Origin of the sequence: Micromonospora sagamiensis (assembly GCF_014680085.1) — a bacterium.
GTDB classification, from domain to species: Bacteria; Actinomycetota; Actinomycetes; order Mycobacteriales; family Micromonosporaceae; genus Micromonospora; species Micromonospora inyonensis.
In genome coordinates this window covers 5,035,201-5,049,131 of record NZ_AP023438.1, presented here as the reverse complement: position 1 = coordinate 5,049,131, position 13,931 = coordinate 5,035,201, and the positions used below count along the sequence as shown (strand labels likewise).

Sequence of the window (13,931 nt, the reverse complement as noted above, 5' to 3'; positions counted from 1 at the left end):
TCTCCCCCCACCACCACCTCTTGGAGGCACTATGAGGTCCCGCGTCATCGGCACCGTGCTGTTCGGCGCCGGTGTCCTCGCGCTGGTCTTCGCCGCCGGTCTGGCGTTCTTCGTGGCACCGCGGGTCGAGCGGTTGCCGTACGACCTGGATCGCACACAGTCCGTCGCCGAGGCGCCCAACGCCCGCTTCCTGCAGATCACCGACGGCAAGGCGGAGGTCAACCAGGGCACCCTGCGTTCGACCGTCACCGTGCAACCGGACGTCAAGGAGACCGCCCGCCTGGACGGCAAGCTCGACGGTGACGCCGTCGTCTGGCTGGTCGGCCAGGAGGTCGTCCGCACCGACACCAAGGCCCTGATCAGCGCCTACAGCACGTCGCTGGCGCTCGACCGGAAGACCGGTGCCGCCGTACGGTGGGACAAGCAGTGGCTCGACACCGGCAACAACCGGCAGCGCGTCGACTACTCGGGCCAGATCTACAAGTTCCCGTTCGGCACCGGGAAGAAGACCTACGACATCTTCGACCGGGACATCGGCACCACCCAGCCGGCGCGCTTCGTCAAGACCGAGAAGATCAAGGGCCTGGAGACCTACCAGTTCACCCAGGAGATCCGCGACGCGCGGCAGGAGCTGCCGGCCGACCGCCTCCAGATCCTCGCGGCCCAACTGCTGCCCGGTGCCACCACCGGACACGTCAGCTACAGCAACACCCGCTCGGTCTGGGTGGAGCCCACCACCGGCCAGTTCGTGAAGGTGCAGGAGACCCAGAACAAGACGCTGGTCGGCGACAACGGGCAGAAGGCCGTCATCCTGGACGCGGTGTTCACCTACACCGACGACACGATCGCCCGCAGCGCGGACACGGCCGCCGCCAACCGGCAGCGGCTCCAGCTCGTCACGGTGTACGCGCCGGTCGGGCTCCTGGTCGTCGGCCTGGCGCTGACGGCCGTCGGTCTCGCCATGACGCTGCGCCGCCCCCGCGCCGCGTCGGTCGACGGCGGCCCGGGCTCCGGCCGGGGTCGCCACACCGGCCCCGGGCCCGACGGGTCGCTGGCGAGCACGACGCCGCCGGCCGATCCCGACCTGGCCGGGAAGCCCGGCAGGTAGGCCGGCCAACAGTCTCGGCAGGGGTCGCAGCCCTGCCGAACGGCATGCGACGAGGGGGCCGGCCCGGCTGGGTCGGCCCCCTCTCGCTGACCGCCGCCGCGCTGCGCCGCCGGGGGTGGTTGCAGGGGTCCCCTCCTACCGCTTTCTGTCGAGGAGGGGGCCCCTGCAACCACCCTCGGAGACGGCAGCGGCCGGCAGCGGCCGGGACGCGCCCCGAGACCTTCACGAGGGTCGCCCACTGTGGTCGGGCGATCCTCTTTCCGTGTCCAAAACCCTGGGCGATGTCGTACCCGTCGATTAGAATGTATGTACTAATCTCGGCACTGACCTGGGAGGACGCCCCGTGTCCGCACCCCTCACCACCGCGCTTCCGCCGTACGCCACCCTGCTCGGCTTCACCCGCTACGTCGACCGCACCGGCCCGACCAAGGCCACCTTCGTCGGCGGGCTGCGCAGGCAGCGGGCGAGCCGATCCGGGTTCAACCCGCACGGTCAGTTCGTCAAGGCGCTCAAGGCCGACATCGCCTTCCACACCGGCGGCACCCACCTGGCCGGGGTGGCCGACGTGGTCAAGCCCCGCTGGCGCCCGCTCTACCAGGCACTGACGCCGGGCGCGGCGCGCTGGCTGCACTCCCTCGGCGAGCCGGGCCAGGTCGACCTGGCCCAGACCCGCGACGCGCTCGCGATGCTCGGCGACCTGCCGGTCAAAATCAACCCGCACTTCGGCGTGCGGTACGCCGACGGCCGCGCCGAGGCGGTCCGGCTGCACTTCGACGAGGCCGCGCCGAGCCCGGAGGCCGCCCTCGCCACCCTGCACCTGATGCGCCGGCACATGGACGCCGTCCTGCCGCACGCCGAACCGGTCCTGGTGGACGTCCGCCGGGGCGAGGCGCACCGGATGCCCGAGGGGGTCAAGCCGGAACAGATCGAGCAGTGGCTCGCCGGCGAGGCCGCCGCCTTCCGGGCCATCTGGTCCACCGCGGCCTGACCCGCCCCGGCCTCGGGCGGACACCGCCCGAGGCCGGGCAGGACTGCGGCTGGGGCCGTGGCTGCCGACCGGCGGCCCGGCTCGACATGGCAGACCTGGTGACGCGACGACGGGCCGGTCCCCTGGTGTGGGGGCCGGCCCGTCGTGGTGTGTGGGTGGGTGTGGGTCAGGCGGAGTAGCCGCGGGTGGCGGTCCAGTCGGCGAGGGCTTCGGTGGTGATCCAGTAGGAGGACTGGTCGGGGTTGGCGGAGTCGGCGATCTTGACGGTGTTGCCGTTGTCGCGGTAGCCGACGACGCTGATGTAGTGGCCGCCTTCGAAGGCGTGGGGGGTGCCGTCGGTGTCGGTGGCGGTGCCGGCGATGTTGGCCACGACCGCGCGGCTGTTGTCGATGGCGGTGACGACGTCGCGGCGCATCTGGTCGGTCTGCTTGTCGTCGGCCGTCGGGGTGGAGACCTCGGTGGTGCGGTAGACGTCCTTGCCCAGCTTGGCGTTGAGGGCCTTGGTGATCAGGTGGGCGGAGTCGGTGCCGTTCTCGGTGGTGCCCATCTCGCGGGCGAGGTCGTCCTGGGACAGGTCGCGGTCCATGGTGGACAGGGCGTTACGGGCGGCGGCCGGGCCGCAGTAGTAGAAGTTGGGCTGGGCCTGGTAGCGGACGCGCAGTTCCCGTTCGCTGCGGCCGTTGCCCCGGTCGCTGCGCTCGTCGCGACGGTCGTCACGGTCGCTGCGGCGGTCGTCACGGTTGTCGCGGTTGTCGCGGCGGTCGTTGTCGCGGTCGGTGGTGACGGAGATGGCCGTCGTGGGGGTGGCTGCCGAGGCGGGGGCGGCGAAGGCGGTGGCGGGGGCGGCGAGGGCGCCTGCGGTGAGGGTGGCGCCGGCGATGGTCAGGGCGGCCTTACGGATCAGCGTGGTCATGGGGGTGTCCTGCCTTTCCGTTGCGGGGGCGCGTGGCGTGGGGGACGGCCACGGCGGGGGAGGCTTTTCGAGCGCGTGGGGTGCGGGGTCCGTCGCGTGGCACGGGGGTGGCACGGGCGGGAAGTGTGGGGGGCGGACCCGGGGCTCGGCCCCTTGTGGGTGCGCCAGCCATGTACAACGCCACCGACCTGGCTCGCATTCCGGATCCGGTGGGTCCGGCCCGGGGGTGCGGGGCGGTGGTACTCGCGGGGTGAGCCATGTCCAACACCCCCGACCCGGCCCGCATTCCAGGCTGTCGGGCACCTCGTCGCGAGGCGATCGGTGGTACTCGGGGGTGAGCCGGGTCCAACGCCACCAACCCCCACCCGATTCCCGACCCCCGCCTGCGCGAACCGGACGATCGCCACCGGACCCGACAACCCGCCCATGACGGCGTACCGGACAGTGGCCGCGAACACGACGAACGGAACGTTATGGCGGATCGCGCAAAGTCGGGACGTCGCCGTGGCGGCTGCGGCGGGCACTGCTCGGATCCGCAGGAAGATCGGCTACGCGAACCGGACGTAACAGGTCATGACACGTGGTGGGTCCGACGGTAGTGCCGGACCCACCACACGGTCTGCGCCACCGCCCAGCCGAGCAGCACGACCGCGATCGTCGCCTGGCTCGCCCGCCCGACGAACGCGGCCTCGTCGGCGACCGCCGCCGCAGGTCCCGTGAGCCGCGCGGGGACGGGCTCGGAGTAGTCGAGCCAACCCTGCTTGCGTTTGAGGTCGACCGTGACGTCGGCGGCGGTGACCGTACCGTCGTCGGCGCGGAACGTCCCGGTGCACGAGGCCATGTCGCCGCCGCGCCCGCGGAACTCGCACCACTCGACGGTCAGCGACCCGTGGAGGGCCGTGGGCGTGCGCACTGCGCCCACCACGAACCACGCCGCCCCGGCGAGCAGCCCGGCGATGAGCAGCGCACCGATTACGAGAGTCTTCACACGCCGGAGGATAGGAGTTCGCCGCCCACCACAAGCTCGGACCGATCCGATGCCAGGATCGCGACGTGTCCCTTAAGTACTAGGCTCGGGAACGTGACTGCGGTCCGGAACGGTGCGGGACGGCTGATCGTGGCGGCTCTCCTCACCGGTCTGCTCGCCCTCGGCCTGGTCGCTCTCGGCTGGTGGCTGCGCAACTGGGAGTTCTCCACCGACCGGGGCAGGTTCCTCGACCCGTCGTGGTGGGCCGGTCTGGTGACCACCGGCCTCGGGCACCTCGCGTTCGGCAAGGTCGGCCTCAAGATCGCGCTGGTCGCGGTCGGCGCGGTTACCGCCGGGACGCTGTGGGCCCGGGGTCGACGCGGTGGCAGCGTTCCGTCCGACGCCGCGTCGACCCGGGACGCCGACGGCACCACCGGAGCACGCCCAGACGCGGCTGCCCGGCCGCAGAACGCCGAGGGCTGACCGGCGAATCCCGGATCAGGCCGACGCCGCCGCCGGCAGGTCGGCGAGGGGCAGTACGCGCGGATCCTCCATCGGCCCGACGATCACCCGGATCGCCGGGAAGTAGTCGAGCAGCACCCGCCGGCACCGCTCGCAGGGCGGCAGGATCTCCCGTCCCCGGTCCCCCACCGCCACGATCGTCTCCAGTTCCCCGGCAGCCTGGGTGACGGCCGCGCCGACGGTGACCAGTTCGGCGCAGGTGTCGCCGGTGTCGTGGAGCAGGTTCACCCCGGTGAGGACCCGTCCCTGGGGCGTCCTCGCCGCAGCGGCCACGGTGTGTCGGGCACTGCGGCAGCGCAGCCGGGCGACCGCGCCGGCGGCCTGCACCAACGCCCGGTCGGTGTCCCGCATCGTCATCGCGTCCCCCCGTGCTCGATCGGCGATCAACTGTAGACCGGACCCACGGCGGTCGAGGGGCCCCTCCCGCGCCTCCACGATGGAAGGATCAGGCGATGGCGGTGGACATCGTGTACGAGACGCACTCCCTGACCATCGACAACGAGACGGGCCGGGCCACCGGTTGGCTGCCCGGCACGCTCTCCCCACAGGGGCGTCGCCTGGCCCGCGACCTGGGTGTCCGTCGCCCCGCCGACGCACTCGACGCGATCTTCTGCTCCGACCTGGCCCGCGCGGTGGAGACGGTGGAGATCGCGTACGCCGGGTGGCCGGCGGTCGCCCGGCGGGACCGCCGGCTGCGCGAGTGCGACTACGGCGAGCTGAACGGCATGCCGGTCGAGGAGCTGGACCGCCAACGACCCGGCCGGGTCGACGTGCCCTTTCCCGGCGGCGGGTTGCCCGACGGGTGGGACGGCACCCGGCCTGGCCACTGAGCCCGGGTGCCCGGCCCGACCGGCCGGGTGGGGCCGGAGCCGCCGGCCGGCGGTAACCCGGAAGCGGTCGGGCGGCAAGCTGCCTATCCTTGGCGACGACATGCAGAATCCTCCCGCCTCCGCCGCGCCCGACGCCGTCCGCGAGCCCGCCGCCGCCCTCCGCGAGCTGCACCGCCGGGTCGCCGAGCTGATGTTCCGCGACCAGCGCCGCGTCCAACGCCGGTTGGACGGGGCACGCCGGCTGCGTGACCCCGCCCGTCGGGACGCCGCGCTGGCCGAGATCACCGCCGACGTGGCCGGTGCCGAGGCGCGGCTGGCCGCCCGCCGGGCCGCCGTCCCGAGGGTCACCTATCCGGTGGGCCTGCCGGTCAGCGAGCGCAAGGACGACATCGCCGCCGCGATCCGCGACCACCAGGTGGTGATCGTGGCCGGCGAGACCGGGTCGGGCAAGACCACCCAGCTGCCGAAGATCTGCCTGGAGCTGGGGCGGGGCGTGCAGGGGCTGATCGGGCACACCCAGCCCCGGCGGCTGGCCGCCCGTACGGTCGCCGACCGGATCGCCGAGGAGCTGGGCACCGAGCTGGGCGACGTGGTCGGCTACAAGGTGCGCTTCACCGACCAGGTCAGCGACCGCTCCCTGGTCAAGCTGATGACCGACGGCATCCTGCTCGCCGAACTCCAGAACGACCGGATGCTGCGCCAGTACGACACGTTGATCATCGACGAGGCGCACGAGCGCAGCCTGAACATCGACTTCATCCTCGGGTACCTGCGGCAGCTCCTCCCCCGCCGGCCCGACCTGAAGGTGATCATCACCTCGGCGACCATCGAGACCGACCGGTTCGCCCGGCACTTCGCCGCGCCGCCGGCCGAGGGCGAGACCGAGGGTAAGCCCGCGCCGGTGGTGGAGGTCTCCGGACGGACGTACCCGGTGGAGGTGCGCTACCGGCCGCTGGTCGAGGTCACCGAGGCCGAGGAGGACGAGGGTGACGAGGAGAACGTCCGCGACCAGATCCAGGCGATCGGCGACGCGGTCGAGGAGCTGGCCGCCGAGGGGCCGGGCGACATCCTGGTCTTCCTCAGCGGCGAGCGGGAGATCCGGGACACCGCCGAGGCGCTGGGCAAACTGGTGGAGAAGAAACGGTCGCTGCTCGGCACCGAGATCCTGCCGCTGTACGCCCGGCTCTCCTCCGCCGAGCAGCACCGGGTCTTCGCCCCGCACACCGGACGCCGGGTGGTGCTCGCCACCAACGTCGCGGAGACCTCGCTGACCGTTCCCGGCATCAAGTACGTGGTGGACCCGGGCACCGCACGGATCTCCCGCTACTCCAGCCGGCTCAAGGTGCAGCGGCTGCCGATCGAGCCGGTCTCCCAGGCCTCGGCCAACCAGCGCAAGGGGCGGTGCGGGCGGACCTCCGACGGCATCTGCATCCGCCTCTACGACGAGCAGGACTTCCTCTCCCGTCCGGAGTTCACCGACCCGGAGATCCTCCGCACCAACCTGGCCTCGGTCATCCTCCAGATGACCGCGATCGGGCTGGGCGACATCGCGGCGTTCCCGTTCATCGACCCGCCGGACCGGCGCAACGTCACCGACGGGGTGAACCTGCTGCACGAGCTGGGCGCGCTCGATGTGACCCAGACCGACCCGGCGAAGCGGCTCACCCCGCTCGGGCGGCGGTTGGCCCAGCTCCCGGTGGACCCCCGGCTGGCCCGGATGGTGGTGGAGGGCGAACGCAACGGCTGTGCCACCGAGGTCGTCGTGATCGCCGCCGCGCTCTCCATCCAGGACCCGCGCGAACGGCCGGCGGAGAAGCAGGCCCAGGCCGACCAGGCGCACGCCCGCTTCACCGACAAGGAGTCGGACTTCGTCACCTTCCTGAATCTCTGGCGCTACCTGCGGGAGCAGCAGCGGGCGCTCTCCTCCAGCGCGTTCCGCCGGATGTGCAAGGCGGAGTACCTCAACTACCTGCGGGTACGCGAGTGGCAGGACATCGTCAGCCAGCTGCGCCAGGTGTTGCGTACCCCGGAACCGGGTGCGGGGGGACGCGGTCGGCGCGGGCCGGCGGCGGACGCGGCGGACGGCGGCCGGCGCGACGCGGCGGAGACCGGCGGCGGACGGCGGGACCGGGGCGCGGACCTGCCGGAGGAGATCGACACCCCGAAGGTGCACCAGTCCCTGCTGGTCGGGTTGCTCTCCCACGTCGGGCTGAAGGACCCGCAGAAGCACGAGTACCTCGGCGCGCGGGGAGCGAAGTTCGCCCTCTTCCCCGGATCGGCGCTGTTCCGTAAGCCGCCGCGCTGGGTGATGGCCGCCGAGCTGGTGGAGACCTCCCGGCTCTGGGGCCGGGTCGCCGGCCGGGTCGAGCCGGAATGGGTCGAGCCCCTCGCCCAGCACCTGGTCAAGCGCAGCTACAGCGAGCCGCACTGGGAGAAGAAACAGGCGGCGGTGCTCGCCTACGAGAAGGTGACCCTCTACGGCGTTCCTCTGGTCACCGGCCGGAAGGTCAACTTCGGCCGGATCGATCCGGCGCTGAGCCGGGAGCTGTTCATCCGGCACGCGCTGGTCGAGGGCGACTGGTCCACCCACCACCAGTTCTACGCGGAGAACCAGCGGCTGCTCACCGACATCGAGGAGCTGGAGCACCGGGCCCGTCGCCGGGACATCCTGGTCGACGACGAGACCATCTTCGCCTTCTACGACCAGCGGATCCCCGCCGACGTGGTCTCCGGGCGGCACTTCGACGCGTGGTGGAAGAAGACCCGACGGGAGCGGCCCGACCTGCTCACCTTCACCCGGGACCTGTTGGTCAACGCCGGCCGGGGCGGGGTGGACGAGGCGGACTACCCCGACGAGTGGCACTCCGACGGGGTCACGCTGCCGCTGACCTACCGGTTCGAGCCGGGCACCCCGACCGACGGGGTGACCGTGGACATCCCGCTGCCGCTGCTCAACCAGGTGCCGGCGGAGACCTTCGACTGGCAGGTGCCGGGACTGCGCGAGGAGCTGGTGGTCGCGCTGATCCGGTCGCTGCCCAAGGTGATCCGGCGCAACTTCGTACCGGTGCCGGACTTCGCCCGCGCCGCCCTGGCAGCGATCACCCCGGGCGAGGAGCCGCTGCTGGACGCGCTGACCCGGGTGCTGCGCCGGATGACCGGGGTGACCGTGCCCCGCGACGCCTGGGAGCTCGACAAGCTGCCGGCGCACCTGCGGGTCACCTTCCGGGTGCTCGACGAGGAGAACAAGCCGGTCGCCGAGGGCAAGGACCTGCCGGCCCTGCAACGCCAGCTCAAGGCCGAGGTACGCCAGGTGGTCGCCGCCGCCGCGCCGGACGTGGCCCGCACCGGGCTGCGCGAGTGGAGCGTCGGGACGCTGCCGCGCACCATCGAGCAGGTCCGGGCCGGATACCGGGTCACCGCGTACCCGGCGCTGGTCGACGAGGGCGAGACGGTCGGGGTGCGGGTCTTCGACTCCGAGGCCGAGCAGGCAGCGGCGATGTGGGCCGGCACCCGCCGGCTGCTGCGGCTGACCGTGGCCAACCCGGCGAAGTTCCTCCAGGGACGGCTGAGCAACGAGGCCAAGCTGGCGCTGAGCCGCAACCCGCACGGCGGCGTACAGGCGCTCATCGCGGACGCGACCGGGGCGGCGATCGACCGGCTGGTCGCCGACGCGGGCGGCCCGGCCTGGGACGCCGACGGCTTCGCCGCGCTGCGCGAGAAGGTCCGCGCGGACCTGGTGGACACCGTCGTCGAGGTGATGGACCGGGTCCGGAAGGTGCTCGCCGCCGCCCACGCGGTGCAGCAGCGGCTGACCCGCACCACCGACCTGACCCTGGTGGCCGCGCTGGCCGACATCAAGGCCCAGCTCGCCGGGCTGGTGCACGCCGGGTTCGTCACCGAGGCCGGGTACGCCCGCCTACCGGACCTGCTGCGCTACCTCACCGCGATCGAGCGGCGGCTGGACCGGCTGCCCGGCAACCCGCAACGGGACCGCCAGCAGCAGGACCGGATCGCGGTGGTGCAGAAGGAGTACCAGGACATGCTCGCCGCCCTGCCTCCGACCCGGCGGGACGAGGAGTCGGTCCGGCAGATCCGCTGGATGATCGAGGAGCTGCGGGTGAACGTCTTCGCGCAGGCGCTCGGCACCCCGTACCCGGTCTCGGAGCAGCGGATCTACCGGGCGATGGACGCGGCCGAGGGACGCTGAGGCGGCCCTACAGCGGTTCGACACCGGGCGGCAGCTTCCCCTGGGCGGCGGCGGCCCGGATGTGGTCGAGCAGGATCCGGCGCAGCTCCCGGCCGGCGTGGGTGGGCACCGCGTCCCGCCGGCGGGCCACCGCGATGGTCCGGCGCACGCCGGGCGGGGCGAGCGGGGTGACCCGGATGCGGGGCCGGCGGGCGACCACGATGCCCGGCACCAGGGCCACCCCGAGGCCGGCCTCGACGAAGCTGAGCACCGCGTCCATCTCACCGCCCTCCACGGCGAAGGAGGGCTCGAAGCCGGCGGTCCGGCAGGCGTCCAGGGTGGCGTCGCGGATGTCGTAGCCCTGCCGGAACATGACCAGCGGTTGGTCGCGCAGGTCGGCGATGCGCAACTCGCCGCCGGTGGCGGCGGGGAGCGGTTCCAGCGAGGCGACCACCAGGCTCTCCCGCAGGATCGGCTCGGCGCGCAGTCCGGGCTCGTGGCCCTGGCCCGGCATGATGATCAGCGCCAGGTCGAGGTCGCCGCGGAGCAGGTCCCGGACCAGATCCTGCGAGCCGCCCTCCTCGACCCGCAGGTCGACGGTGGGATGCGCGTCGCGGAACCGACGCAGCACCGGCGGGGCGAGCGAGGTGACCAGGCTGGGCGTGGCCCCGAGACGGACGCGGCCCCGGCGCAGACCGACCAGCTCCTGCACCTCACGCTGCGCGGTCTCCACGTCGGCGAGGATCCGCTTGGCGGACGGGAGCAGCACCTCCCCGGCGGCGGTGAGGGCGATGTTGCCCCGGACCCGCTCGAAGAGGGGGGTTCCGAGCGATGTCTCGAGGGCGTGAATTTGCTTACTCAACGATGGCTGGGTGATCCCGACCTGGTCGGCAGCTTGGGTGAAATGTCGTAGTTCGGCCACTGCCACGAAGTACCGGAGCTGATGGAACTGCATCTACATAGCTTAGAGCTATACAAGGTGCGAGTTCGATGCATTGGACGACTGGTCGCAGTTCCTCCTAGCGTCGATCGGGTGGTAGTCACGTCGACCCGGTCGCCCGTCCGCTCCAGCGTCGGCCTGAAGGCCGTCATGGCGGTCACGGGCATCGTCCTGGTGCTGTTCCTCGTCGCGCACATGCTCGGCAACCTGAAGGTCTTCGCCGGGCAGACCTCGTTCGACCACTACGCCCACTGGCTCCGCGAGATCGGCACGCCGGTCCTGCCCGGCGTCTGGTTCCTCTGGATCCTGCGGACCGGCCTGCTGGTGTCGGTGGTGGCGCACATCGCGGCGGCCACCGCGCTCGCCCGCCGGGCCCGCGCCGCCCGCCCGGTCCGCTACGCCCACCGCAAGAAAGTGCGGGGCAGCTACGCCGCCCGGACGATGCGCTGGGGCGGCGTGATCATCCTGCTCTTCGTGATCTACCACCTGCTCGACCTGACCGCCGGGACGCTGAACCCGGTCGGCGACCCGAGCCGCCCGTACGCCAACGTGGTCGCCGACTTCGCCCCGTCCCGCTGGTACGTCACGCTCTTCTACACCCTGGCGGTCGTCTCCGTCGGCTTCCACCTGCGGCACGGCCTGTTCAGCGCGCTGCGCAGCCTCGGTCAGCAGACCCCGCACGGCGAGCGGCGGGCCCGGATGGTCGCCCTGCTCTTCTCCGTCGCCCTCTGCGCCGGCTACCTGGTGGTCCCGTTCGCCGTACTCACCGGATTGGTGGACTGATCATGGATCTGTACCGTGCGGGCGACCCGATCGCCGACACCACCGCTCCCGACGGGCCGATCGAGACCCGCTGGGAACGGCGGCGGTTCGAGGCCAAGCTGGTCAACCCGGCCAACCGGCGGAAGATGACGGTGATCGTGGTGGGCACCGGGCTGGCCGGCGGGTCGGCCGCCGCCACCCTCGCCGAGCAGGGCTACCGGGTCAGGAGCTACTGCTACCAGGACAGCCCGCGCCGGGCGCACTCGATCGCCGCCCAGGGCGGCATCAACGCCGCGAAGAACTACCGCAACGACGGCGACTCGGTACACCGGCTCTTCTACGACACGGTCAAGGGCGGCGACTTCCGCTCCCGCGAGTCGAACGTGCACCGGCTGGCCGAGGTGTCGGTGAACATCATCGACCAGTGCGTCGCCCAGGGCGTGCCCTTCGCCCGCGAGTACGGCGGCCTGCTCGACACCCGGTCCTTCGGCGGCGCGCAGGTGCAGCGCACCTTCTACGCCCGGGGGCAGACGGGCCAGCAGCTGCTGCTCGGGGCGTACCAGGCCCTGGAGCGGCAGATCGGGCTGGGCAACGTGGAGATGAACGCCCGGCACGAGATGCTGGAGCTGATCGTGGTGGACGGCCGGGCCCGGGGCATCGTGGTCCGGGACCTGGTCACCGGCGAGATCACGTGCGAGTTCGCCGACGCGGTGGTGCTCGCCTCCGGCGGGTACGGCAACGTCTTCCACCTCTCCACCAACGCCAAGGGTTGCAACGTCACCGCCACCTGGCGGGCGCACCGCAGGGGCGCGTACTTCGCCAACCCCTGCTACACGCAGATCCACCCGACCTGCATCCCGGTCTCCGGCGACCACCAGTCGAAGCTGACCCTGATGAGCGAGTCGCTGCGCAACGACGGTCGGGTCTGGGTGCCGAAGGCCGAGGGCGACCAGCGCGCCCCGACCGACATCGGCGAGGACGAGCGGGACTACTACCTGGAGCGGATCTACCCGTCCTTCGGCAACCTGGTCCCCCGGGACATCGCCTCCCGGGCCGCCAAGAACGTCTGCGACTCCGGCCGGGGCGTCGGCCCCGGCGGGCTCGGGGTCTACCTCGACTTCGCCGACGCCATCGCCCGGCTCGGCCGCAAGGCCATCGAGGCGAAGTACGGCAACCTCTTCGAGATGTACGAGCGGATCACCGGCGAGGACCCGTACCGGGTGCCGATGCGGATCTACCCGGCGGTGCACTACACGATGGGCGGGCTCTGGGTCGACTACGACCTCCAGTCGACCATCCCCGGGCTGTTCGTGATCGGCGAGGCGAACTTCTCCGACCACGGCGCGAACCGGCTCGGCGCGTCCGCGCTGATGCAGGGCCTCGCCGACGGGTACTTCGTGCTGCCCAACACCATCGCCAACTACCTGGCCGCCGGCCCGTTCGCGCCGGTGACGGCGAGCCACCCGGCGGCGGTCGAGGCGCGGCGGGGCGTCGAGGACCGCATCCAGCGGCTGCTGGCGGTGAACGGCGACCGGACCGTCGACTCGTTCCACCGCGAGCTGGGCCAGATCATGTGGGAGCACTGCGGCATGGAGCGCTCCGAGACGGGGCTGCGCAAGGCGATCGACGAGATCCGGGCACTGCGCGAGCAGTTCTGGCAGCGGGTCCGGGTGCCCGGCGACGGCGAGGGGCTCAACCAGTCGCTGGAGAAGGCCGGCCGGGTGGCCGACTTCTTCGAGCTGGCCGAGCTGATGTGCGTCGACGCCCTGCACCGGGAGGAGTCCTGCGGCGGCCACTTCCGGGCCGAGCACCAGACGCCGGACGGCGAGGCCCAGCGCGACGACGAGCGCTTCGCGTACGTGGCGGCCTGGGAGTTCACCGACGGTGACCAGCCGCCGGTGCTGCACCGGGAAGACCTGGCCTTCGAATACGTCCACCCCACGCAGCGGAGCTACAAGTGAACCTGACCCTGCGCATCTGGCGGCAGTCCGGCCCGAAGGACAGGGGTCGGATGGTGACCTACCAGGTCGAGGACGTCTCCCCGGACATGTCGTTCCTGGAGATGCTCGACGTGCTCAACGAGCGGCTGGTCCTCGCCGGTGAGGAGCCGGTCGCCTTCGACCACGACTGCCGCGAGGGCATCTGCGGCATGTGCGGCCTGATGATCAACGGCGACGCGCACGGACCGCAGCGCGGCACCACCGCCTGCCAGCTGCACATGCGGCAGTTCTCCGACGGGGACACCATCGACATCGAGCCGTGGCGGGCGCGGGCCTTCCCCGTGATCAAGGACCTGGTGGTCGACCGGAGCGCCTTCGACACGATCATCGCGGCCGGCGGGTACGTGACCGCGCCGACCGGCAGCGCCCCCGAGGCGCACGCCACCCCGGTGCCGAAGGCCGACGCGGACGCCGCGTTCGAGGCGGCGGCCTGCATCGGCTGCGGCGCGTGCGTGGCCGCCTGCCCGAACGGCTCCGGGATGCTCTTCACCGCCGCCAAGGTCACCCAGCTCTCGCTGCTGCCGCAGGGTCAGCCCGAGCGGTACACCCGGGTGGTCGGCATGGTCGACGCGCACGACGAGGCCGGCTTCGGCGGCTGCACCAACGCCGGCGAGTGCACGGTGGTCTGCCCGAAGGGCATCCCGCTGAACACCATCGGCCGCCTCAACCGCGACTACCTGAAGGCGACCGCGAAGCGCGGCGACACCTGAGGCTC

12 protein-coding genes are annotated in these 13,931 nt (G+C 72.1%); 8 read left to right on the top strand and 4 right to left on the bottom strand.

The features are described from left to right. Window positions 1-31 precede the first annotated feature (31 nt). Together IGA62_RS22265 and IGA62_RS22260 are read left to right on the top strand one after the other, a co-directional pair. Window positions 32-1,108 carry a DUF3068 domain-containing protein gene (locus IGA62_RS22265; protein WP_145819002.1) on the top strand — a complete coding sequence of 359 codons (1,077 nt, stop codon included), beginning with the start codon at window positions 32-34 and terminating at the stop codon, window positions 1,106-1,108. 343 nt (window positions 1,109-1,451) lie between these two features. Then, window positions 1,452-2,096: a hypothetical protein gene (locus IGA62_RS22260; RefSeq protein WP_145819003.1), complete on the top strand. Its 645-nt coding sequence runs from the start codon at window positions 1,452-1,454 to the stop codon at window positions 2,094-2,096. A gap of 166 nt (window positions 2,097-2,262) precedes the next feature. Here the strand turns inward: IGA62_RS22260 and IGA62_RS22255 are convergent, their stop codons facing one another. Next, on the bottom strand, window positions 2,263-3,009 hold the full coding sequence (locus IGA62_RS22255; RefSeq protein WP_145819004.1) for a C39 family peptidase: 747 nt from the start codon (window positions 3,007-3,009) through the stop codon (window positions 2,263-2,265). 571 nt (window positions 3,010-3,580) lie between these two features. Continuing rightward, a complete protein-coding gene (locus IGA62_RS22250) occupies window positions 3,581-3,997 on the bottom strand; it encodes a hypothetical protein (protein ID WP_145819005.1) in 417 nt (138 codons plus the stop codon). Between the two features lie 93 nt (window positions 3,998-4,090). Between IGA62_RS22250 and IGA62_RS22245 the strand changes: the two genes are divergently transcribed. Next, entirely contained in the window at window positions 4,091-4,459 is a 369-nt protein-coding gene (locus tag IGA62_RS22245; protein WP_145819006.1) for a hypothetical protein, read from the top strand. Window positions 4,460-4,474: 15 nt separating this feature from the next. Here the strand turns inward: IGA62_RS22245 and IGA62_RS22240 are convergent, their stop codons facing one another. After that, window positions 4,475-4,855: a cytidine/deoxycytidylate deaminase family protein gene (locus IGA62_RS22240; RefSeq protein WP_145819007.1), complete on the bottom strand. Its 381-nt coding sequence runs from the start codon at window positions 4,853-4,855 to the stop codon at window positions 4,475-4,477. Window positions 4,856-4,950: 95 nt separating this feature from the next. Here IGA62_RS22240 and IGA62_RS22235 point away from each other — a divergent pair, with 95 nt between their 5' ends. Next, a complete protein-coding gene (locus IGA62_RS22235; RefSeq protein ID WP_145819008.1) occupies window positions 4,951-5,328 on the top strand; it encodes a histidine phosphatase family protein in 378 nt (125 codons plus the stop codon). Between the two features lie 100 nt (window positions 5,329-5,428). After that, window positions 5,429-9,535, top strand: coding sequence for an ATP-dependent RNA helicase HrpA (hrpA, locus tag IGA62_RS22230; RefSeq protein WP_145819009.1), 4,107 nt, complete (start codon window positions 5,429-5,431; stop codon window positions 9,533-9,535). A 7-nt stretch (window positions 9,536-9,542) separates the two neighbouring features. On the opposite strand, the gene IGA62_RS22225 is transcribed toward hrpA, so the two are convergent. After that, window positions 9,543-10,469, bottom strand: a complete 927-nt coding sequence (locus IGA62_RS22225; RefSeq protein WP_145819010.1) for a LysR family transcriptional regulator — start codon at window positions 10,467-10,469, stop codon at window positions 9,543-9,545. Window positions 10,470-10,547: 78 nt separating this feature from the next. Between IGA62_RS22225 and IGA62_RS22220 the strand changes: the two genes are divergently transcribed. From IGA62_RS22220 to IGA62_RS22210, 3 genes are read left to right on the top strand one after another with little or no spacing between them, the layout of a single operon-like run. After that, on the top strand, window positions 10,548-11,237 hold the full coding sequence (locus IGA62_RS22220; RefSeq protein ID WP_280526172.1) for a succinate dehydrogenase cytochrome b subunit: 690 nt from the start codon (window positions 10,548-10,550) through the stop codon (window positions 11,235-11,237). A 2-nt stretch (window positions 11,238-11,239) separates the two neighbouring features. Further along, on the top strand, window positions 11,240-13,177 hold the full coding sequence (locus IGA62_RS22215) for a fumarate reductase/succinate dehydrogenase flavoprotein subunit (RefSeq protein ID WP_145819012.1): 1,938 nt from the start codon (window positions 11,240-11,242) through the stop codon (window positions 13,175-13,177). Further along, window positions 13,174-13,926 (top strand): succinate dehydrogenase/fumarate reductase iron-sulfur subunit, encoded by a 753-nt coding sequence (locus IGA62_RS22210; RefSeq protein WP_145819013.1) that lies wholly within the window; start codon window positions 13,174-13,176, stop codon window positions 13,924-13,926. Before IGA62_RS22215 ends, IGA62_RS22210 begins: the two co-directional genes overlap by 4 nt. The last annotated feature ends 5 nt before the right edge of the window (window positions 13,927-13,931 follow it).

What these genes read in the sequence shown, in the direction of transcription:
- IGA62_RS22265 (WP_145819002.1), top strand. Translation starts at nt 32, where the DNA reads ATGAGGTCCCGCGTCATCGGCACCGTGCTGTTCGGCGCCGGTGTCCTC.
- IGA62_RS22255 (WP_145819004.1), bottom strand. Translation starts at nt 3,009, where the DNA reads ATGACCACGCTGATCCGTAAGGCCGCCCTGACCATCGCCGGCGCCACC.
- IGA62_RS22240 (WP_145819007.1), bottom strand. Translation starts at nt 4,855, where the DNA reads ATGACGATGCGGGACACCGACCGGGCGTTGGTGCAGGCCGCCGGCGCG.
- IGA62_RS22235 (WP_145819008.1), top strand. Translation starts at nt 4,951, where the DNA reads ATGGCGGTGGACATCGTGTACGAGACGCACTCCCTGACCATCGACAAC.
- hrpA (WP_145819009.1), top strand. Translation starts at nt 5,429, where the DNA reads ATGCAGAATCCTCCCGCCTCCGCCGCGCCCGACGCCGTCCGCGAGCCC.
- IGA62_RS22225 (WP_145819010.1), bottom strand. Translation starts at nt 10,469, where the DNA reads ATGCAGTTCCATCAGCTCCGGTACTTCGTGGCAGTGGCCGAACTACGA.
- IGA62_RS22215 (WP_145819012.1), top strand. Translation starts at nt 11,240, where the DNA reads ATGGATCTGTACCGTGCGGGCGACCCGATCGCCGACACCACCGCTCCC.